Below are 20,306 nucleotides of genomic sequence, written 5' to 3' on the forward strand. Positions count from 1 at the left end.
TGAGGGGCTTTTTTGTCACTAAATCCCGACACACCCGCTTTTAATGTGTCTCCAAATGGAGACATATAAATCATTGATATTTATTGGTTTGGTGGTTGTTATTAAAGAGTGTTGCAAAATGGCGACACTAAGAATGAAAAACAGTCACAATATATTCTTTGCGAAAATCAATTAATATCAATTAAAACAATGTGTTAATTTTATTTTGTTAAGGTTGGCACGATATCTGCTTAATAACAGCCAGTGGCTCATTCAATCTCTTATGTCAGCGTCTTCTCAGACAGACTACATAAACCGCCGAATGACGCACAAAAAGGTGCCTGCCGTCCAATATTTGATAAATGCCTTCGGGCTTATCATGCTCCGGGCGAAACGTTGAGTAAGGCACCACCTAATTCCTAAGTAAAGGCAGGGTTTTTGACCCTGCCTTTATTGTTTCTGGCAAACTCATCTTTCCACCACGCGCAATCGCGGCTAGCATCGTGTCATACAGGTAATGTGAGATGAAGCTATTGAACCAGTGGCATTTTTTCCCTCGATCTTTGCGCCAGCTTGTCATGATGGCCTTCTTATTAGTGCTGGTACCGCTGCTGGTGCTTGCCTGGCAGGCCTGGCAAAGCCTGAACGCGCTAAGCGCCCAGGCCGCGCTGACTAACCGCACCACGCTGATTGACGCTCGCCGCAGCGAGGCGATGACCAATATTGCTCTGGAAATGGAGCGCAGCTACCGGCAATACTGCGTGCTGGATGACTCCCGTCTTGCTCAGCTGTATCAGGGCCAGCGCCAGCGCTATGCTCAAATGCTCGAAGCCCATTCATCTGTTCTACCCGATCCCAGGCTTTATCAATCGCTCAGTCAGTCATTGAGCGACCTTACCGAACTAAAATGTAAAAACAGCGGGCCAGAAGCCGCGGCGGCGAACCAGCTTGAACAGTTTGCTTCGGCCAATGCCGAAATGGTTCAGGCGACCAGGACGGTGGTGTTCTCCCGTGGGCAACAGCTACAGCAGGAAATCGCCGAGCGAGGCCAGTTCTTCGGCTGGCAGGCGCTGGTGCTGTTTCTGCTGAGCCTTGGCCTGGTTATCATCTTCACCCGCATGATTATCGGCCCGGTCAAAGGCATTGAACGGATGATCAATCGGCTGGGGGAAGGGCGTACGCTTGGCAATAGCGAGGTGTTTAAAGGGCCGAGAGAGCTACGCTCCGTGGGGCAGCGCATTGTCTGGCTCAGCGAACGCCTGGCCTGGCTTGAATCCCAGCGGCATGAATTTCTCCGCCATCTTTCCCATGAATTAAAAACGCCGCTTGCCAGCATGCGGGAAGGGACGGAACTGCTTGCCGATCAGGTTGCCGGGCCGCTGAATGCCGACCAGAAAGAGGTTGTGGCCATACTCGACAGCAGCAGCCGCCATCTGCAAAGGCTGATTGAACAGCTGCTGGACTACAACCGCAAACTGGCGGACGCCGCGGTGACGCTGGAAAAGGTCGAGCTGGCCCCGCTGGTAGAAATGGTTATCTCTGCGCACAGCCTGCCGGCGAGAGCTAAAATGATGCATACCGAGATTCAGCTAAGCCCGAAAGCCTGCCTGGCAGAAACGACTCTGCTGATGAGCGTGCTGGATAATCTCTACTCCAATGCGGTGCACTATGGCAGTGAATCCGGTACCATTTATCTCCGTAGTTCGCAGGTTGGCGCGATGTTGCACATTGAGGTCGCGAATACCGGCGAACCGATTCCGGCTACGGAACAAGAGATGATTTTTGAGCCTTTCTTCCAGGGTAGTCACCAGCGGAAGGGTTCGGTAAAGGGAAGTGGCCTGGGACTGAGTATCGCCAGGGATTGCATTCGACGCATGCACGGAAAGCTTAGCCTGATTAACGCTAACAGCGCGGAAGTTTGTTTCCGTATCGAATTACCGGTTTTCCCTGAGAATGATTAAAACGATGAAAGTACTTTTATTGCGTGAGCCACGCCGCGGGGCTTTGCCTCGCCTCATTTGCTGGGTATCCGGCGCACTGGCAGGTGCCGCACTGCTGACGGGCTGCGTGGCCAAAAGCGTTTCCAGCAGCCTTGACGAGGCCCACAAACCGCATATCCCGGAACAACAAATTCCTGATTACCTGTCCACGGACTGCGCCGAAATATGGGCGCTGACGGGGCATGACGTCAGCAGCAATCCACTTTACTGGCTGCGCGGCATGGACTGCGCCCAGCGCCTGCCGCCGGCAGAAGCCAGGGCGGAAGCTCGGCAGTGGCCGGCAGAAACCTGGCAGGATACGTTCAAGCGCGGCATTTTGCTCTCTACGGCTAAAATTACCCCGACCGAGCGCCGCCGCTACATGACCCAGCTCGACACCATGACCCATGAGGTGCCGGTGCAGGTCCGTTCTCTGTTTGAGATTTGGCGCGACGGCCAGTCTTCTTTGCTCAAACTCTCGGATGAGCGCACGCGCTACAGCAAGCTTCAGCAATCAACCGACGGCGAGCTGGATACGCTGCGCGAGCAGCAGCAGCGCCTGCGCAGCCAGCTTGACCTCACCACGCGCAAGCTGGAAAACCTTACCGATATTGAACGTCAGCTTTCAAGCCGCAAGCCGGGAAGCAATTTAGTGCCGGACACGCACAGTTCGGACGACAACGATGACGACGCTTCAAACAAATCGCAGCCGGAGGCAAAACCATGACGCAAAGGAAACCCGCGCGCTTATTGTTAGTGGATGACGATCCTGGCCTGCTCAAGCTGCTGGGAATGCGCCTTTCGAGCGAGGGCTATACGGTCACCACGGCGGAAAGCGGCGCCGAAGGGCTGAAGGTCCTTGCGCGAGAAAAAATCGATCTGGTGATTAGCGACCTCAGAATGGATGAAATGGACGGCATGGCGCTGTTCGCGGAGATCCAAAAAGGTCAGCCGGGATTGCCGGTGATCATTCTGACCGCCCACGGTTCCATTCCGGATGCCGTGGCGGCGACCCAGCAGGGCGTGTTCAGCTTCCTGACTAAACCGGTAGACAGAGATGCGCTCTATCAGGCCATCGACAATGCGCTGGAGCATACGGTCATTGCCGGAGATGACATGTGGCGGGATACCATTGTGACCCGCAGCCCAATTATGCAGCGCCTGCTCGAACAGGCGCGCATGGTGGCGCAGTCGGACGTCAGCGTGTTGATTAACGGGCAAAGCGGGACCGGGAAAGAGATCCTGGCTCAGGCGATACACAACGCCAGCCCACGCAGTAAAAAAGCTTTTATCGCCATTAACTGTGGCGCGTTGCCGGAGCAGCTGCTGGAGTCCGAGCTGTTTGGTCATGCGCGCGGGGCGTTTACCGGCGCGGTCAGCAGCCGTGAAGGGCTGTTCCAGGCGGCGGAAGGCGGAACCCTGTTTCTCGATGAAATCGGTGATATGCCGATTCCGCTCCAGGTTAAGCTGCTGCGTGTCCTGCAGGAGCGGAAAGTTCGTCCGCTGGGCAGCAACCGCGACCTGGACATTGACGTGCGCATTATCTCCGCCACGCACCGGGACCTGCCTAAAGCGATGGAGCGCGGCGAGTTTCGTGAAGATCTCTTCTATCGCCTTAACGTCGTGAACCTGAAAATCCCTGCTTTGCACGAACGTGCTGAAGATATCCCGCTGCTGGCGAATCATTTATTACGTCAGTCCGCCGACAGGCATAAGCCGTTCGTTCGTAGTTTCTCGACCGATGCCATGAAGCGCCTGATGACGGCGAGCTGGCCGGGTAACGTGCGCCAGCTGGTGAACGTCATTGAGCAATGCGTGGCGCTAACCTCAGCCCCGGTGATTGGCGAAGCGCTGGTGGAGCAGGCGCTGGAAGGTGAAAACACCGCCTTGCCGACATTTGTCGAAGCCCGCAACCAGTTCGAGCTAAACTATCTACGTAAGCTGCTGCAAATTACCAAGGGGAATGTCACCCATGCTGCACGTATGGCGGGGCGTAACCGAACCGAATTCTATAAATTACTGGCCAGGCATGAACTCGAGGCCAATGACTTTAAAGAGTAGGCTGTGATAGTGTGAGCAACCGATTACTAATAGTAAAAACGCCGCGCGGGGATACCGGTAATACCATGAAAAAAATTGATGCGATTATTAAACCTTTCAAACTGGACGATGTGCGTGAAGCGCTGGCTGAAGTAGGCATCACCGGCATGACGGTGACGGAAGTTAAAGGCTTTGGCCGTCAGAAAGGGCACACCGAACTGTACCGCGGTGCCGAGTACATGGTGGATTTTCTGCCGAAAGTAAAAATTGAAATCGTGGTCACCGACGACATCGTTGATACCTGCGTGGATACCATTATTCGTACGGCTCAGACCGGCAAGATCGGCGACGGCAAGATTTTCGTCTTCGATGTGGCGCGCGTGGTGCGTATCCGTACCGGTGAAGAAGACGACGCGGCGATTTGATGTAGATTTTTACCCTCACCCTTGGGCAGAATCTGTCCTTTACCCCCTCGCCCCTTTGGGGAGAGGGCTGGGGTGAGGGGCATCCGTACTGAACTACATCACCTTGTGCGGGCCAAAACACTCATAGTGAATGCTGTCTTTATCCACGCCAATCTTCACCAGCTGTTCTGCGGCAAAACGCATAAAGTTGATCGGGCCGCAGAGATAAAACTGCATCGCCGGGTCGCTTAATTTCCCTTCAATTTCCAGCAAGTTCATCAACCCCGTGGAGTTAAAGCGCGCCAGTTCACGATCCTCTGCGGACGGCTCGCGGTACCAGACGTGGCTTTCAAACTTCGGCAGCTTAGCGCCAAGGCCTTTCACTTCCTCGTCAAACGCATGGACCCCACCGTGTTCGGCAGCGTGCAGCCAGTTTACCTGTGCCTGATGGCCGCTGTTCGCCAGCGTATCCAGCATCGCAAGCATTGGCGTCTGGCCCACGCCTGCGGAGATCAGCGTCACCGGCGTTTCTGGTTTAACGTCCATGAAAAAATCCCCTGCCGGCGAGGCAAGATGCACCCGATCCCCGGCCTGAGCGTGATTGTGCAGCCAGTTTGAGACCATGCCCTTATCTTCACGCTTAACGGCGATACGGTAGCTTTTACCGTTCGGCTGGCGGGTCAAAGAATACTGGCGAATTTCCTGATGCGGGAAACCGGCGGGCTTCAGCCAGACGCCAAGGTATTGTCCCGGCTGGTAATCTGCCACCGGGCCGCCGTCGAGCGGAATCAGTTCAAAGCTGGCGATCAGCGAGCTTTGTTCCTTTTTCTCAACGATGGTGAACGGCCGAGTGCCTTCCCAGCCGCCCTGCTTAGCGGCGTTATCCTGGTAAATCTCCGACTCGCGGTTAATGAAGACCTGAGCCAGCACGCCGTAGGCTTTACCCCATGCGTCCAGCACTTCCTGCCCCGGGCTGAACATCTCGTCCAGGGTTGCCAGCAGGTGGCCGCCCACGATGTTGTACTGCTCGGGTTGGATCTGGAAGGTGGTGTGCTTCTGGGCGATTTTCTCCACGGCAGGCAGCAGCGCGGCCAGGTTTTCAATGTTTGCCGCATAGGCGCAAATGGCGTTGAACAGCGCTTCACGCTGATCGCCGTTGCGCTGGTTGCTCATATTAAAAATCTCTTTCAGCTCAGGGTTATGGCTGAACATACGCTCGTAGAAGTGGGCGGTGAGCTTGGGGCCGGTGGCGGCCAGCAGAGGGATAGTCGACTTAACAACGGCGATGGTTTGTGCGTCTAGCATGGCGGTCTCCATAAACAGCGTAGTGTATAAATTGCATTTTAAATGCATCTTATAGAAATGGCCTTATGTTGTAAATGGGTTATCGTTGTTAACGACTGAGGTCACAGAACATGAAAAATACGCATCTCGTTGATGAAGAAATATCCGGCAAAAAAGCGCTTATTTTATTGCCTGAAAGCCTGATTTCATGCCTGGGTAATCGTTTGCGTAAAAACCTCTGTCAAGCCCTATCACCGGGAAGGGTTTCGGTTTACACTGTTGCCCGTCGCCCAAAAGGGCCCCCTCATTGCAGTAAAATTTTTACCGTTAGCTGAGTCAGGAGATGCGAATGTTAAAGCGTGAAATGAACATTGCCGATTATGATGCCGAGCTGTGGCAGGCCATGGAGCAAGAGAAAGTACGTCAGGAAGAGCACATTGAACTGATCGCCTCCGAAAACTACACCAGCCCGCGCGTGATGCAGGCTCAGGGTTCTCAGCTGACAAACAAATATGCTGAAGGTTACCCAGGCAAGCGCTACTACGGCGGTTGCGAATATGTGGATATCGTCGAGCAGCTGGCTATCGACCGTGCCAAAGAGCTGTTTGGCGCAGACTATGCGAACGTGCAGCCGCACTCCGGCTCCCAGGCTAACTTCGCGGTATACACCGCGCTGCTGCAGCCGGGCGATACCGTGCTGGGTATGAACCTGGCGCAGGGCGGCCACCTGACTCACGGCTCCCCGGTTAACTTCTCCGGCAAACTGTACAACATCATTCCTTACGGTATTGATGAGTCCGGTAAAATTGACTACGAAGACATGGCTAAGCAGGCTAAAGAGCACAAGCCGAAGATGATCATCGGCGGCTTCTCTGCCTACTCCGGCGTGGTTGACTGGGCAAAAATGCGTGAAATCGCAGACAGCATCGGTGCTTACCTGTTCGTTGACATGGCACACGTTGCGGGTCTGATTGCCGCAGACGTTTACCCGAACCCGGTGCCACACGCTCACGTTGTGACCACCACCACCCACAAAACCCTGGCGGGTCCACGCGGTGGCCTGATCCTGGCGAAGGGCGGCGACGAAGATCTTTATAAGAAACTGAACTCTGCCGTGTTCCCAAGCGCACAGGGCGGCCCGCTGATGCACGTTATCGCGGCCAAAGCCGTGGCGCTGAAAGAAGCCATGGAGCCAGAGTTCAAGGTTTACCAGCAGCAGGTTGCCAAAAACGCCAAAGCGATGGTGGAAGTGTTCCTGAACCGTGGCTACAAAGTGGTCTCCGGCGGGACTGAAAACCACCTGTTCCTGCTGGATCTGGTGGACAAAAACCTGACCGGTAAAGAAGCTGACGCTGCCCTGGGCCGCGCCAACATCACCGTGAACAAAAACAGCGTGCCAAACGATCCGAAGAGCCCGTTCGTGACTTCCGGTATCCGTATCGGTTCTCCGGCTGTCACTCGCCGCGGTTTCAAAGAAGCAGAAGTGAAAGAGCTGGCTGGCTGGATGTGTGACGTTCTGGACAATATCAATGACGAAGCGGTGATCGAGCGCGTCAAAGGTAAAGTGCTGGATATCTGTGCCCGCTTCCCGGTTTACGCATAACCGTTAAGCTGAAATGTAGAAAGGCTCCCAGGCGGGAGCCTTTTTTATTTCTGCTGGCTGAGCGTCAGCCCCACATCCCCGCCGGGATGAACCGCCAGCAGCGTCTCTTTCGAGTAGCCGCTCTCGCTCATCAGGCAGGCGCAGGCGGCATCAAAGATCGCCAGCACCAGGATTATCGACGTGGTCGCCAGCATGTTCAGCGGATCCATTTCGTTCTTCACGCCGGTGGATATCACCAGCCTGGCCGCCGTGGCTATGGCCGAGTTCGGGTTTTCCGTTACGCTGATGAGTGGCACGTTTCTGGTTGCCAGCCCCGGCAGCAGGCGCGTTAGCTCATCAGAATTTCCGCCGCGCGAAAGCATAATCATCAGATCGTCTTCACGTAAAAAACCTAAATCGCCATGGGCTGCATCGGTCGCGCTGAGATAAATCGCCGGGCGCTCCACGCAGGCGAGCATATGGGCAATTTTTCTCGCCGCGATACCGGAAGTGCCTACGCCGGTGACCACAATCTTGCCTTTACAGTTTCTCAGTTCGGCCAGCAAGGCGAGCCACTGCGGCTCATCCAGATGGTGTTCCAGCGCCGCAAGTTCGCGGCTGCAGGTTTCCCACGCGTTTACGGCCTGTTGCCAGGAGGCACTCATGCATCCTCCTGCATCAGTTGGCGATACTTCATGTGGTCGAGATACATCTCGTGGAACACTTTGTATTTGCGGTCGTAGTACTGCTTGATGCGGTTGGTTTGCGGCGTGACCGTTTTACCGATGCGGCTCATCACCGACATGGCTTCGGGGAAGGAGTCAAACACGCCTGCCGCCACGGTGCCCATCATTGCGCTGCCCAGCAGCATCGCCTCGCTCTCTTCCGGCAGCAGCATGGCGCAGCCGGTGGCGTTGGCGTGTTCCTGAACGAAGATTGGATTTTTGGTGCCGCCGCCGCTCGCCATGACGGTGTCGATGGTGTAGCCGCTGTGGTTCATGGTTTCGATAATATGGCGGGTGCCGAGCGCGATGGCCTGAATCGTGGCCAGGTATTGCAGGGCCATATCTTCCGGCGTGCGGGAAAGTTTCAGCCCGCTGATGACGCCGGTCAGCGTCGGGTTAGCGCGCGGTGAGCGGTTGCCGTGGAAGTAGGGCAGGATGTGCATATCCTTCGTCAGGAAGGCGATGTTCTCCGGCTCACCGGCCATTTTGCGCAGCAGGGCGTTCAGCTGTTCATAAATAGTCTGGCCCTGAGCCTTCGCCTGGGCAAGCAGCGTTTCATAGCATGGGTGAGACTGAATAATATGGTCGATCAGCGCCCCGGTAGCCGACTGGCCGCCTTCGTTGAGCCAGTAACCCGGCAGCACCGCAGAATAATACGGCCCCCAAACGCCGTTGATAAAGCGCGCCTCTTTTGAAATCGCCATATGGCCGGTAGAGGTGCCTCCGATCAGCGCCACGCGGCGGTCAAAGTCTGCCACTTCACCTGAAACGCCGCAGGCGCCGAGTGTGCCGAGCGTGCCCGCATGAGCATCGATAATAGAAACGCTGACGGCGGTGCCGGCAATCAGCCCCATTTCGCTTGCGGCACGCTGGGTCAGGCCGTGGCCCAGCGGTTCGCCCATGGTTTTCACATAGCGACCAATTTTTTCCGCATCATGCTCCAGCAAATCTTCCAGCCCAATCTGGCGGAAGTAGCTGCTGTCCCATTTGTCTTCGTGGCCCATATAGGTCCATTTACAAACGGTGGAGCAGAGCGAGCGGGTATCATCCCCGGTGGCGCGCCAGGTCAGGAAATCCGGCAGGTCAAAATAGTAGCCCGCGTTCGACCAGGTATTCGGCATGTGCTGCTTGAGCCACAGTAGTTTTGGCGTTTGCATCTCCGGGGAAATAATCCCGCCCACGTAATCCAGCACGCGGTGGTGCAGGGCATTAATCCTGTCGGCCTGGGTAATGGCGCGGTGATCCATCCACACGATGATGTTTTGTTCGCTGCGCCCGGAAGGGCTGACGGTCAGCGGTTTGCCTTCTTTATCCAGCACCACCAGAGAACAGGTGGCGTCGAAGCCCAGCCCCTTAACCTGAATCGGGTTAATATCGGCCTGGTTTACCGCATCCCGCACCGCGTTGCAGACCGCCTGCCAGATATTGTCCGAGGATTGCTCGACGAAATCCGCCTGCGGGCGATAAAGCTCTATTGCCCGGCTGGCCTGGCCTACCATTCTGCCATTCAGATCAAAGACGCCCGCGCGGGCGCTCCCCGTCCCTACATCCACCCCAATGAAGTAACTCGCCATAATGATTCTCCTGAACTCAGGCTTTACGATTCTGTAATGCGATAAAGAGGATCAGCACCGCGCCCCAGAGCGCCATGGTCAGATAACTGCTAATCCCCAGCAAATTAAAGCCACTTTCCAGCATTTGCAGCACGATGAGCGCCAGCACCAGGCCGATAACGCGGCCAAAACCGCCGTCCGGGTTAATGCCGCCCAGCACCGAGGCAAGGATGGTCACCAGCAGGTAAGACTCGCCGTACCCGGCTTTGGCCGAGTTGAATTTAGCCATCATCAGAATGGCGGCCACCCAGCCGAGCAGGGCGGAAATAACGTACACCGATATCTGCACCCGCACGGTGTTAACGCCGCTGTAGCGGGTCGCCTGTTCGTTGGAGCCGACAAGATACAGGCTGCGCCCGAGCGTGGTGTGCTCCAGCAGCACCCAGAGTAAAACGGCAACCAGCAGGAACAGCAGCAGCGCGACCGGGATCCCGAGCAGCGTGGCGTTGCCCAGGTACTGAATTGCCGCTGGGAAGCCGGAAATCACCGTGCCGTTAGACAGCAAAATGTTGAGGCCGGAAATCAGCGTCATGGTGCCGAGCGTGGCAAGGATAGGCGAAACGCCGACCCAGGCGACCAGCGCGCCGTTCAGCGTGCCGATTGCCACCGCCACGGCAATACCGGCGAGTAAAGCCAGCGCGAAGAACAGCGGGTTATCCGGGTGGCTGACGATAATCGCCGCCATCACCAGCGAACAGGCGTTCGCCCCGGCAATAATCGACAGGTTGATGCCGCCGGTCAGCATCGTCATCCCCATGCCCAGCGCCAGCATGCCAAGAACAGGCAGCTGCGAACCGATAGACTGGAAGTTGGCGAGGCTAAAGAAACGCCCGCCCAGCAGCAGCGAAAACGCGACGGCAACCACCACAATGATCACGCACTGCAGCCGGATGATGGCATCACCGGGTAAAAATCTGGCGAAGGTTTTCATCTCAAAGCTCCCTTGCGAGTTTGCGTTTTTCATTCCAGGCCGTGGCGCTGATGCTGACCAGGATAATCACGCCGCTGAACACGGCATGCCAGTAAGAGGACACGCTCAGCAGCGTCAGGCCGTTTTGTAAGAAGGCCAGCAGGATAACCCCGAGCAGGGTGCCGGTGAGCGTCCCGCGCCCGCCGCTCATGCTTGTCCCGCCGAGAACCACTGCCGCCAGCACCGTCAGCTCAAAGCCCAGCAGCGAGTTAGGGGCGACGGACTGGGTTATCTGCGCCTGTACCACGGCGGCGATGCCGGCCAGAATGCCCATGTAGCCGTAGACGTAAAAATGCAGCTTAAGCAGGTTCATCCCCAGACGAGATGCCGCCTCGCGGTTGCCGCCCATGGCATAAATCTGGCGGCCAGGGCGGGTGTAGTTCATCAGCACGGCGGTGAAGATAATCACCGCTGCCAGGCACAGCAGCGGCAGAGTTAACCCGTACTGATAGCCGTCTTTGGCGGTGAAAGAGAACCAGTTAATGCCGTTCATAAACCAGTCCGGGAAGCCGTACAGCCACGTGCCTTTGGTGAGGTAAACCAGCAGGCCGTAGTAAAGGTTGAGGGTGGCGATGGTAATGATGATCGCCGGCACCCGCAGCCAGTAAACCAGGAAGCCGTTGATAAGCCCGAGCAGCAGCCCGACGGCGATAGACATCACCAGCGCCAGCGCAAAGTTGCCGCCGTGGGCGATAACCCAGCTTGCCATGACGTATTGGGCAATCGCGGTCATCGCCGGGAACGAGATATCAATCCCCCCGGAAATAAGCACCACGAACAGCCCACAGGCCAGAATGCCGAGAATGGCGTAGCTAGTGGCGACGTCGGTCAGGTTACCGAGCGACAAAAACTCATCGGTGCTGATGCTCAGGCCAACGGCCAGCGCAATCACCAGCAGCCCAAGCCAGAATTCATGTTGCCCGAGCAGGCGGGAGAAACGAGGGTTATTCATTGACCACCTCAGCAATGTCCTGTTCGCTACAGCGATGAGGAGTAAACTCTGCGACCAGTTCGCCCCGGCGCATCACCAGCACGCGGTGGCTGTTGTAATACGCCTCCGGGATTTCATCGCAAATCATCAGTACCGCCAGCCCCTGTTCTGCCAGGGCGCGGGCGATTTGGTAAATGCCTTCTTTGTTGGCGATATCCACCCCCACCGTGGGTGAGTCGAGAATTAATATTTGTGGATTAGTCGCCACCCATTTGGCGATGGCGATCCTCTGGGCGTTGCCGCCTGAAAGTGTTTTTACCGGTAGCCCGGCATCGGAGACTTTAATGTTCAGTTCGCGAATGAGATCGGCCACCAGGGTTCGGGCTTTGGCGTGATCGAGCAGCCCGGCGGGGGTATGGAGCCGATCGAAAACCGTCACGATGGTATTGTCGTAGATCGACTGTTCCATGATCAGTCCCTGGGTCAGGCGATCTTCAGAGACGTAGCCGATGCCGTGTTTTATCGCATCGTGATTGTTGCGAAACCTCACCGGCACGCCGTCGATCAGCATCTCACCGCTTTGCGGCTGCGTCATGCCGAACAGGCTCATGCACAATTCGGTACGGCCAGAGCCGAGCAGGCCGACGATGGAGACAATCTCGCCGCTGCGCAGCGCCAGACTAATGTTGTGGTATTTGCCTTTGCGGCTGAGGCCACGCAGCTCCAGCATCGGCTGTTTTTCTGTCGGTGGCTTTTCCGGGAGAGGGCTGTAGTGGAAGCGCTGCCCGGTCATCAGGAAGGCAAGCTCATTGCTGTCCAGCTCGCTGGCTTGCCAGGTCCCGACCAGCTTCCCGTCGCGCATCACGCTGATGCGGTCGGCGACTTCCATCACCTCGTCCAGCCGATGGCTGACAAACACCACGCAGATACCGTCCGCTTTGAGTTCATTTACCACGCGCAGCAGGCCGTTAACCTCCAGGCGAGTCAGAGAAGCTGTCGGCTCGTCCATGATAACCAGCCGGGCATCGGCGGCAATGGCGCGGCAAATAGCGACCAGCTGGCGGTCGGCTATCGACAGCTTTTCCACCTTTTTGTCAGGATCGAGCGACACGCCGATGCGTTTCATGGCCGCCAGCGCCTGGGCTTTCATCGCGCTACGGTTAACCCACAGGCTGCCGCCGGGCTGGTAGCGGTGCACGGCGATATTCTCGGCCACGCTGAAATTGGGGAACAAAGAGAGATCCTGGTAGATCACCTGGATGCCGTAATGAGCGGACAGCGTGGGCGTCAGGCTGTGGAACAGTTTGCCGTCGAGGGCAATCTGCGCTCCTTTTTCCGGGTGATAGACGCCGGAAATCACTTTAATAATCGTGCTTTTACCGCAGCCGTTTTGTCCGGCCAGGCAATGGACTTCGCCTTTTTTGAGCGTCAGATTGACGTTATCCAGCGCCCGCACGCCCGGGAATTCCTTGCTGATATTCTCAAGAGTGATAAATGCGGAAGTGTCGGTCATGGGTAATGCCCCTGCCTGCGCCCGACGTGGGCGCGACAAAATAATCTTGTTGGAGAAGGCCGGCCAATTGACCGGCGTTCCGGTTTCCCTGGTGTTGGCTTAAGTGCCTTAGAAACCGAGTGACTGAGCGTTATCTTTGGTGACTTCGAGGATCTTGTTAAAGCGGATCACTTTCTTATCCATGTCGACATCGGCCTTGCCCAGACCGTCAATGGTCAGGTCTTTGGTGACGGCTTTGCCCTGCAGCAGCTGGTCGGCCACGGTGACAAGCGCATAACCGGCATCTTTAGGATCCCAGAGCAGCGCCTTTTTAATGTCGCCGCGCATCAGGTAAGGCGCGGCCTGGCCCGGCATGGCAATGCCAACTACCGCCAGTTTATCCTTCGCGCGTTTCTTCTGAACCGCCTGGCCCGCGCCGATTGGGCCGAGGGAACCAAAGCCGATCACGCCTTTCATCTGCGGGTAGGTTTTCATCAGGTCGAGCGTGGTGGAGTAGGATTTGTCGATGCTCTCAGCCACCGGCAGGCGCGAAGTTACTTCAAACATATCCGGGTATTTTTCTTTCTGGTACTTAATCGCGGAGTCTGCCCAGGCGTTATGCAAAGGCACGGTCAGCGAGCCGACGTAAATCGCGTAGCCGCCTTTGCCGCCCATGTCTTTCGCCAGCTCATCCATGTTGGCCTGAGCGTATTTCTCGCTGTCGATGGTTTCGATATCCCACTGGCCGATTTGCTGGTCAGGTGATTCATGGGTCAGCACCACGATGCCCTGATCGCGCGCTTTTTTCAGCACCGGCTCCAGCACTTTAGCATCGTTAGGCACCACGATGATGGCGTTCACTTTCTTGGCGATCAGATCCTCAATCACCTTGACCTGCTGAGCGGGATCGGGCGTAGCGGCACCGGTCTGGTACGCGTTAACGTTGAGTTTTTTCGCTGCTTCATTGACGCCGGTTTCCATCCGGTTGAACCATGGGATCCCGGTGACTTTCGCCACCACTGCGATTTCATACTTATCCGCCGCAACGGCCGTACCGGACAACATGCATGCAGAAATCAGGGTTGCACTGAGTAATGCGAGTTTGAATTTCATAGGTGTACCTTTTTATGAGGGACTGAGGCATGTCACGGAGAGGAGACTAGCAACGAAGGGAAGAGAGAATGAATCGCAGTTTTTCTAAATGTGATTGGTGCCCATTATTGTTTGTTTTTGGATCTTATTTGGTTAAAAAATGGTTAAATATATGATGTTTTTTTATACTGGTCGGGTTTGTTGGTGTTAATTAAACGCCATTTGGCAACTATAAATTAACAAAAATAAAACAATTTGGCTTAAAGATGGCGTGTGGGAGGAAAGAGAAACCGTCAGCCAGCGAAAGAATGTTACGAATTTGTGAGCTGAAGCGAGTCAAGCGGGATGGGTGCGGAGACGAATGAAAAAGGCCGCATAAGCGGCCTTTAAGCGAGGAAGGGATTTAGCGCTTGTCGACGGAAATAGCGCCGGGGCCAGTCACCGCCAGCAGCAGGAATCCGCCAGCTATACTGATGTTTTTATAGAAATTAATCATATTCGGCATCACCGCGTCGCCGGTCATATTCCAGTAGTGATGGCCGATAACCGCCGTCCCGAGGGTATAAAACACAAACAAAATGGCCAGCGGGCGGGTAAAGAACCCGATGATGACCAGGATAGCGGCAGCAACTTCCATAAACACCGCAATCACCGCCGCAAGCGTTGGCAGGGGAGTACCAAGATGCTCCATATAGGCAACGGTGTCGCTGAATCCGCTGATCTTCGGCAAGCCGAAAATAATGAACAGCAGAATCAACGCAATACGAGCAATAAGCAGGATCAGGGCACGTGATTGACCAAAATCGAAATAGCGTAGTGTGTTCATAGCGGGCTCGCCTGTAGTGGACTCAAGTTAAAGTTAATACACAAAACCGGAGCCTGCCATTGCCGCTGCGCCTGTACCACGCTGTTTGTGTTAGTGAATGTTTTTTATTTTACGACGCTCAGTCCGCTTCATCCGAAAATGGTGAACGGCATGATAACGTTGAATTTAATGTCTATTTCGTCCTGGAACATATTGTTATACCCGCCGCCGTAGTTAGGGTTGCTGCCGTGGTTGTCGTAATTGATGTAATGCAGATTGAAGAGCGAGCCTTTCAGGCGACCGGTTTGCACGGTATGGGCGATATTCAGCGTCCAGGCCGACTCATTGATTCGCTGGCTTTGATCGGCCAGCACGCCGTCTACTGTACAGGTGGTGCAAGGTTTCGCGCCCCAGGCATAGACATAGCCAGCGCCAACTGACCAGCCTGGCAAATCATAGTTTTTCAGGTCGTAAGTCACGCCGCCAAACACTGAGGTTTCTCCGTTAGCGTTGAAGTCGGAGGCCGCATCCCACCAGATATCCATGCGCCCGTTAGAGCTGGCGTAAGCCGGGGTAATGCGCTGCAGAAAGAAGCCCTGATTGCCTGGGGCGTGAACCGTTTGAGCTTCAAGACGAAAATCCAGCGCATCCACGGTATAACCAAGGGTGATGCCCTGCAGCCACGCCAGCCCGTCATACTCATCGTTTATCGAACCGTAGGCGGCAGGGGTATTATTGCCGACCTTATCTTTGGCCCCGTAAAACTGGTAGCTGACGCGCAAATCCCGCTCTGCAACCGGGAAGCTGTAGGAAATCTTGCCCATATACTGATCCATAAAATCAGCGGCCTGCGCCCATGAGGCCTCCAGGACAAGCTTGTTTTTGAAGTCGTAACGCAGGCCCAGCGCCTGGAGGTAATTGACTTTGGTGGTGTTGTCGGCGGCGCGGAATTCGTACATTTCCGTATACCAGGGCGCTTTATATTGATTGGCCCAGAAATAAGAGCCGGACAGCACGCCCGATTCACCGAAGTCCCACCGACCGCCAGCTTCTGCACCCTGATAAGCGCCAGGCACGAAGCCCCAGTGAACCCCGACCAGCGTCTGCCCGGTGGGCTGAATGTATCCCGCATGAAGCCAGTAATTATCATATTTGAACTTCAGGGCCGCTTTATAAAGATTAAAGCCGCCTTTATCGCCCGCCCAGTGCTCGCCCCAGCGCTGGTTGGCCGCACTCAGGCCGATTTCATTCGGGTGTGCCGCATCGCCGGTGGCAAGATTTTCAGCCACAAAACCCGCTACGTCGAAGCCAACGGTATCGGCGATATAGCCGGAACTAAAATCGAGATTAGCGTTAAACGTAGCGTGATGAAGATCTTCCACGTAGTGGCCGTAATTTGGGCTACCGGGGGTCATATCTCGCTTATCGCGGTAGCGCTGAGAGTAATAGACTCCTCCCATTAGGATAGAGTCATCGACGAAGCCAGCGGCGTGAGCTGGGGTGCAAACGGGTAAAACAAATGTGGCTGTTAAACAGAGAGGGCAACAAACAGAGGTTAAATAACGCATAGGGGAATGCCTCTTCCTTGTGAAGATAACAATACAACGCGTGAAAATTGGGGGCATTAGCCCCCGCAGGTTATGGAAGGCGAGTTAGATGCCAGATACGGCTAACGTAGTCGCGGCTGAGGGGAGGATCGATATAGATTCCCCGATACATCAGCTCGTCACCGCCGTGGGGACTCTCTGCCTGGTCTATCTGATACCGGCCTGAGGGATCCAACCCGGCGAGGCGAAGTTTACGCAGCGGCGCAGAGGCCTGGCTGACGAGAGAAAAAGCCATCAAAAGGGCCTCGCTTTTGTTCGGCGACACGAACATCCATGCGGCAAAATCGGGGTTATCCCAGGGGCTGATCAGTCGCCAGAAGGTGCCGAACTGCAGCAATTGCCGATGCTTTTTATAGAAGGCGATTTGCTGAGTAACGGCCTGGTCGCGCTCGCTGTCACTGCGCATCAGGTCGAGCATCAGCCCATAGTTGCCGCTCATGGCAACCGCGCCGCGCATGTCCATGCTGGTGGAGCGCCCCATTTGGTGATTGGGCACTTCTGAAACGTGGGCGCATTGCATAATGGGCGGGTAGAGCAGGCTGGTGGAGTATTGAATATGCACCCTTGAAGCGGCATCGGTATTGTCGCTGACCCAAGCCTGAGGCATGTAATACAGCATCCCCGGATCGAAACGGCCCCCGCCCCCGGCGCAGCATTCAAAAAGAATATGCGGGTAGCGTGCGATCAGGGCCTCAAGCAGGGCATAAAGCCCCAGCATATAGCGATGCGCGGTTTCCTGCTGCTGGCCCGGTAGGGCGGAAGCTGAACCCACTTCGGTCATATTACGGTTCATATCCCATTTGATGTAGTCCACCGGATGCGTGTCCAGGAAGGTACTTAGCTGGGCAAGAATATTCTCGCGCACCTCGTGGCGTCCCAAATCTAAGATGTACTGATTACGCCCTTCGGACAGCGGCTGTTTGCCCGCATGAATCACCCAGTCCGGGTGGCTGGCAAACAGCTCGCTGCGGCGGGAAATCATCTCAGGTTCAAACCACAGGCCGAACTTCATCTCCAGCTGATGCACCTTGTCGATGAGCGGCCGCAGGCCGTGAGGGAATTTCTGGCTGTTGATGAACCAGTCCCCCAGTGAAGACGTGTCGGCATCTCGCTGCCCGAACCAGCCGTCGTCGAGCATCAGCAGTTCAACGCCCAGCCGTTTGGCGTTTTCCGCAAAGTGCAGCAGTTTTTGCTCGTCAAAATCGAAGTAGGTGGACTCCCAGTTATTGGCGAGGATAGGGCGAGTCCGGTGCCTGTGTTCTCCACGCACCAGGTTATCGCGGTACAGCCGATGCAGCGCCTGCGACAGGCCATTCAAGCCTTTATCCGACCATGCCAGCACCGCTTCAGGCGTCTGGAACGTTTCGCCCGGCGCTAATTGCCAGCCAAATCCGTGCGGATTAATGCCCAGCAAAAGCCGGGTCTGGCGGTAGGCATCTACTTCGGTGCGGGCGGTAAAATTGCCGCTGTAAACCAGATGTAAGCCCCAGGCTTCGCCCTGCATTTCGGTGGTTTCCGGGCGGACGAGGCCGATAAAAGGCTGCTGGTGGGTGCTGCTCGCCCCACGCTTGCTGTCCAGCACCGTAATGCCGGGGTGCAGCGGCTGGCGGTGAAGCTGGCGCTCTCTGGCCCAGGTCCCGGGGAACTGAATTTGCTCAAAATCAGCGTCAGGGAGATCCAGCGCGCAGCTCAGGGCCCGCAGTAAGCGCAGAGGCTCCCCTGCTTTGTTGGTGATACGTGCGCTGCGAGTGACGATCGGCTGGTCGCTAAAAATGCTGTAGCTCAGTTCAACCTGCAAATGCGTAACCGGATCGGCGAGAGTGATGACCAGCGTTTCCACGTCCCGCTGTTCGCTAGCCCAGGTGGCGGGCAGGCCTTCAAGCGTTGGTTTACCTGCCTCTATGCGGTGAGAAAGATAATGCAGATTGCTGACCTGGTTGCCGTCCGCATAGCGTACTTCGAAAGCCGGTTCCCGATAATCTCCCGCACCGTGGCCCGGATATTCCTGCAGCACGGTGTCCAGCGAAAACGTTCTGTCAGGCCAGCCGGAAGGCGTTGGCGAAAACGAGGAGCGATCCAGCTTTGGGTAATCATGCGGCTGGCTACAGCGCGCAATGCGCTTGCCCCAGTAGCAATGCACCAGATATCGATCGTGCGCTATGCCCAACACATAACTGATTTGGTCGTTATGCAGATGAAAACTCTGTAGCTCAGCGTTCCAGCTAATCATACTTTTGCCTCCAGGGCAGATGCGGCATTGCGTTGGTGAATATCGTCGAGGATTTCGTAGAAGCGCTTCTCGGTTATTTCGTAGCGCGCCAGTGGGATCAGGCTTAGAAGGGTTAGCAGGCCGGGAATTAAGGTAAACAACAGCCCAATCCACATGGCGGTTTCGACGGCCTGAACTTGGTGAGGTATATAGCCCGCCCAGGAAAGCATGAAGCCGCCGATCGCGCCGCCAATGGCACCGGAGAGTTTGGTTTTGAAGATATTGAGGGAGAAAACCATGCCTTCCGAACGGTTGCCGCTGCGCCATTCGCCGTATTCAACGCAGTCTGCCACCATCGAATAAAGCGATATCTGACCAATGCCGCCGCAGAACGGTGCCAGGGCGCCGACGGCGAAAATCAAAATTATATTGCTCTGGAAAAAGAACAGCGTCATACAGGCGAGGCCCATCAGCGCGCTGCTATAAAGCGCGGTATTCTTTTTGCCTATTTTGGCCGAGATAAACGGGGAGCAAACCGCGCCTAGCACCTGGGCCACCATCGACACCGTGAGAAACGCGCCGAGCATCATTTCGGCGTTCAAATTATAAATGAAGAAATAGAGCTGGAAAGTGCCGCGAATAACGCCGATCATTTCCAATAAAAACATGCCGGCGAGCAATAAACGCAGCGGTCGATGCTGTTTTAGCAACGTCCAGAAGCCTTTAAAACTCTGCCGTTCTTTACGCGGCACAACGTGTTTTTCCTTGACGCCAAAAAAGGTAATCAGCATACAGGCGAGAAAAACCAGGCTATAAATCAGCGCCACGCCCCACCAGCTGCCAACGAATTTTACCAGCCATAGCGTGGCCGCACTGACGGACAGAAAACCGAATGTCGCAATGGTCCGTGGAATGGTAATAACCTTGGTTCTTTCGGTGGGGTTCTGCGTTATTGCCGCCGACAATGACCAATAAGGAATGTCGATAATGGCAAAGCAAATGCTCCATAAAATATAGGTTGAATAGGCGTAAACCAGCTTTCCGGCTTCCGATAAATCAGGGCTGAGGAAGCAGGCTACGGTCGTCAGCGAAACTAAAATACTGCCCACTAAAATCCATGGACGAAATTTTCCCATGCGGGTATTAGTATTATCAACCAGGATCCCTAACGCGATATCCGTTGCGCCGTCAACCAGTCGTGCAATCAAAAATAATAGACCTACGGCTGCGGCTTTAATACCAAAGCTGTCGGTATAATAGAGCATCAGGTAAATAGCAATAAAGGCATACATCACGTTGGCACCAAAGCTACCCATGCCATACGAAATGGCGGTAGACCATGAAACCTTATCGCGGGGCAAGGCTGTTCGTTCCGGTTCCCTTTCTTCACTTGCGCGGGCTAATTCCATTTGGAGTTCTCCTGAGTATAGGAATTGTTAATCGCGGTAAATTCAGTTCAAATAAGCAATAGCGAACGAGGCTCATTGTAGGTAGCTACTTTGAGCCAGACCTTGCGCGAGGATTTATAATTCAGTAAACATAAATTACTAAGTGACCAATTAATCAATTAGCCATATCTTGCATGTGGATTTGT

General features: G+C 55.3%; 17 protein-coding genes. 6 read left to right on the forward strand and 11 right to left on the reverse strand.

Annotated elements, in window-relative coordinates; translation table 11 throughout:
* Nucleotides 1-503: 503 nt before the first annotated feature.
* From HX778_RS10345 to glnB, 4 genes are all read left to right on the forward strand, one after another.
* Nucleotides 504-1,940: a HAMP domain-containing sensor histidine kinase gene (locus HX778_RS10345; RefSeq protein ID WP_038479891.1), complete on the forward strand. Its 1,437-nt coding sequence runs from the start codon at nucleotides 504-506 to the stop codon at nucleotides 1,938-1,940.
* A complete protein-coding gene (gene qseG / locus HX778_RS10350; protein ID WP_038479894.1) occupies nucleotides 1,933-2,685 on the forward strand; it encodes a two-component system QseEF-associated lipoprotein QseG in 753 nt (250 codons plus the stop codon). Before HX778_RS10345 ends, qseG begins: the two co-directional genes overlap by 8 nt.
* The gene (glrR, locus tag HX778_RS10355; RefSeq protein WP_038479897.1) at nucleotides 2,682-4,019 is read left to right on the forward strand and encodes a two-component system response regulator GlrR; all 1,338 of its coding nucleotides are present in this window, start codon (nucleotides 2,682-2,684) and stop codon (nucleotides 4,017-4,019) included. Before qseG ends, glrR begins: the two co-directional genes overlap by 4 nt.
* Nucleotides 4,020-4,084: 65 nt before the next feature.
* Nucleotides 4,085-4,423: a nitrogen regulatory protein P-II gene (gene glnB, locus HX778_RS10360; RefSeq protein ID WP_002438074.1), complete on the forward strand. Its 339-nt coding sequence runs from the start codon at nucleotides 4,085-4,087 to the stop codon at nucleotides 4,421-4,423.
* A gap of 93 nt (nucleotides 4,424-4,516) precedes the next feature.
* Here glnB and hmpA read toward each other — a convergent pair whose 3' ends face one another.
* Nucleotides 4,517-5,707 carry an NO-inducible flavohemoprotein gene (gene hmpA / locus HX778_RS10365; RefSeq protein ID WP_176981930.1) on the reverse strand — a complete coding sequence of 397 codons (1,191 nt, stop codon included), beginning with the start codon at nucleotides 5,705-5,707 and terminating at the stop codon, nucleotides 4,517-4,519.
* A gap of 110 nt (nucleotides 5,708-5,817) precedes the next feature.
* On the opposite strand from hmpA, the gene HX778_RS10370 reads away from it, so the two are divergent.
* Together HX778_RS10370 and glyA are read left to right on the forward strand one after the other, a co-directional pair.
* Complete coding sequence (locus HX778_RS10370) at nucleotides 5,818-6,021, forward strand: hypothetical protein (RefSeq protein WP_176981931.1); 204 nt, start codon at nucleotides 5,818-5,820, stop codon at nucleotides 6,019-6,021.
* Nucleotides 6,022-6,035: 14 nt separating this feature from the next.
* Nucleotides 6,036-7,289, forward strand: a complete 1,254-nt coding sequence (glyA, locus tag HX778_RS10375; RefSeq protein ID WP_038479905.1) for a serine hydroxymethyltransferase — start codon at nucleotides 6,036-6,038, stop codon at nucleotides 7,287-7,289.
* A 44-nt stretch (nucleotides 7,290-7,333) separates the two neighbouring features.
* Here the strand turns inward: glyA and HX778_RS10380 are convergent, their stop codons facing one another.
* The 10 genes from HX778_RS10380 to HX778_RS10425 all read right to left on the reverse strand — a co-directional run bounded on the left by HX778_RS10380 (nucleotide 7,334) and on the right by HX778_RS10425 (nucleotide 20,121).
* Nucleotides 7,334-7,933: an SIS domain-containing protein gene (locus tag HX778_RS10380; RefSeq protein WP_176981932.1), complete on the reverse strand. Its 600-nt coding sequence runs from the start codon at nucleotides 7,931-7,933 to the stop codon at nucleotides 7,334-7,336.
* The gene (locus HX778_RS10385) at nucleotides 7,930-9,567 is read right to left on the reverse strand and encodes an FGGY-family carbohydrate kinase (protein WP_038479911.1); all 1,638 of its coding nucleotides are present in this window, start codon (nucleotides 9,565-9,567) and stop codon (nucleotides 7,930-7,932) included. Before HX778_RS10385 ends, HX778_RS10380 begins: the two co-directional genes overlap by 4 nt.
* Nucleotides 9,568-9,583: 16 nt before the next feature.
* Complete coding sequence (locus HX778_RS10390; protein ID WP_038479914.1) at nucleotides 9,584-10,537, reverse strand: ABC transporter permease; 954 nt, start codon at nucleotides 10,535-10,537, stop codon at nucleotides 9,584-9,586.
* 1 nt (nucleotide 10,538) lies between these two features.
* Complete coding sequence (locus HX778_RS10395; RefSeq protein WP_038479917.1) at nucleotides 10,539-11,528, reverse strand: ABC transporter permease; 990 nt, start codon at nucleotides 11,526-11,528, stop codon at nucleotides 10,539-10,541.
* Nucleotides 11,521-13,020 carry a sugar ABC transporter ATP-binding protein gene (locus tag HX778_RS10400; protein WP_176981933.1) on the reverse strand — a complete coding sequence of 500 codons (1,500 nt, stop codon included), beginning with the start codon at nucleotides 13,018-13,020 and terminating at the stop codon, nucleotides 11,521-11,523. Before HX778_RS10400 ends, HX778_RS10395 begins: the two co-directional genes overlap by 8 nt.
* A 108-nt stretch (nucleotides 13,021-13,128) precedes the next feature.
* Nucleotides 13,129-14,112, reverse strand: a complete 984-nt coding sequence (locus HX778_RS10405; protein ID WP_038479923.1) for an autoinducer 2 ABC transporter substrate-binding protein — start codon at nucleotides 14,110-14,112, stop codon at nucleotides 13,129-13,131.
* 382 nt (nucleotides 14,113-14,494) lie between these two features.
* On the reverse strand, nucleotides 14,495-14,917 hold the full coding sequence (locus HX778_RS10410) for a DoxX family protein (protein ID WP_176981934.1): 423 nt from the start codon (nucleotides 14,915-14,917) through the stop codon (nucleotides 14,495-14,497).
* Nucleotides 14,918-15,045: 128 nt separating this feature from the next.
* Nucleotides 15,046-16,464, reverse strand: a complete 1,419-nt coding sequence (locus HX778_RS10415) for an OprD family outer membrane porin (RefSeq protein WP_176981935.1) — start codon at nucleotides 16,462-16,464, stop codon at nucleotides 15,046-15,048.
* Nucleotides 16,465-16,534: 70 nt separating this feature from the next.
* Entirely contained in the window at nucleotides 16,535-18,733 is a 2,199-nt protein-coding gene (locus HX778_RS10420) for an alpha-galactosidase (protein WP_176981936.1), read from the reverse strand.
* Nucleotides 18,730-20,121 carry an MFS transporter gene (locus HX778_RS10425; protein ID WP_176981937.1) on the reverse strand — a complete coding sequence of 464 codons (1,392 nt, stop codon included), beginning with the start codon at nucleotides 20,119-20,121 and terminating at the stop codon, nucleotides 18,730-18,732. The genes HX778_RS10420 and HX778_RS10425 overlap by 4 nt, the downstream gene beginning before the upstream one ends.
* Nucleotides 20,122-20,306: the final 185 nt, after the last annotated feature.

The organism is Cedecea sp. P7760, assembly GCF_013386425.1.
GTDB classification, from domain to species: Bacteria; Pseudomonadota; Gammaproteobacteria; order Enterobacterales; family Enterobacteriaceae; genus Cedecea; species Cedecea selenatireducens.

What these genes read in the sequence shown, in the direction of transcription:
- HX778_RS10345 (WP_038479891.1), top strand. Translation starts at nt 504, where the DNA reads ATGAAGCTATTGAACCAGTGGCATTTTTTCCCTCGATCTTTGCGCCAG.
- qseG (WP_038479894.1), top strand. Translation starts at nt 1,933, where the DNA reads ATGATTAAAACGATGAAAGTACTTTTATTGCGTGAGCCACGCCGCGGG.
- glrR (WP_038479897.1), top strand. Translation starts at nt 2,682, where the DNA reads ATGACGCAAAGGAAACCCGCGCGCTTATTGTTAGTGGATGACGATCCT.
- glnB (WP_002438074.1), top strand. Translation starts at nt 4,085, where the DNA reads ATGAAAAAAATTGATGCGATTATTAAACCTTTCAAACTGGACGATGTG.
- hmpA (WP_176981930.1), bottom strand. Translation starts at nt 5,707, where the DNA reads ATGCTAGACGCACAAACCATCGCCGTTGTTAAGTCGACTATCCCTCTG.
- HX778_RS10370 (WP_176981931.1), top strand. Translation starts at nt 5,818, where the DNA reads ATGAAAAATACGCATCTCGTTGATGAAGAAATATCCGGCAAAAAAGCG.
- glyA (WP_038479905.1), top strand. Translation starts at nt 6,036, where the DNA reads ATGTTAAAGCGTGAAATGAACATTGCCGATTATGATGCCGAGCTGTGG.
- HX778_RS10380 (WP_176981932.1), bottom strand. Translation starts at nt 7,933, where the DNA reads ATGAGTGCCTCCTGGCAACAGGCCGTAAACGCGTGGGAAACCTGCAGC.
- HX778_RS10385 (WP_038479911.1), bottom strand. Translation starts at nt 9,567, where the DNA reads ATGGCGAGTTACTTCATTGGGGTGGATGTAGGGACGGGGAGCGCCCGC.
- HX778_RS10390 (WP_038479914.1), bottom strand. Translation starts at nt 10,537, where the DNA reads ATGAAAACCTTCGCCAGATTTTTACCCGGTGATGCCATCATCCGGCTG.
- HX778_RS10395 (WP_038479917.1), bottom strand. Translation starts at nt 11,528, where the DNA reads ATGAATAACCCTCGTTTCTCCCGCCTGCTCGGGCAACATGAATTCTGG.
- HX778_RS10400 (WP_176981933.1), bottom strand. Translation starts at nt 13,020, where the DNA reads ATGACCGACACTTCCGCATTTATCACTCTTGAGAATATCAGCAAGGAA.
- HX778_RS10405 (WP_038479923.1), bottom strand. Translation starts at nt 14,112, where the DNA reads ATGAAATTCAAACTCGCATTACTCAGTGCAACCCTGATTTCTGCATGC.
- HX778_RS10410 (WP_176981934.1), bottom strand. Translation starts at nt 14,917, where the DNA reads ATGAACACACTACGCTATTTCGATTTTGGTCAATCACGTGCCCTGATC.
- HX778_RS10415 (WP_176981935.1), bottom strand. Translation starts at nt 16,464, where the DNA reads ATGCGTTATTTAACCTCTGTTTGTTGCCCTCTCTGTTTAACAGCCACA.
- HX778_RS10420 (WP_176981936.1), bottom strand. Translation starts at nt 18,733, where the DNA reads ATGATTAGCTGGAACGCTGAGCTACAGAGTTTTCATCTGCATAACGAC.
- HX778_RS10425 (WP_176981937.1), bottom strand. Translation starts at nt 20,121, where the DNA reads ATGGAATTAGCCCGCGCAAGTGAAGAAAGGGAACCGGAACGAACAGCC.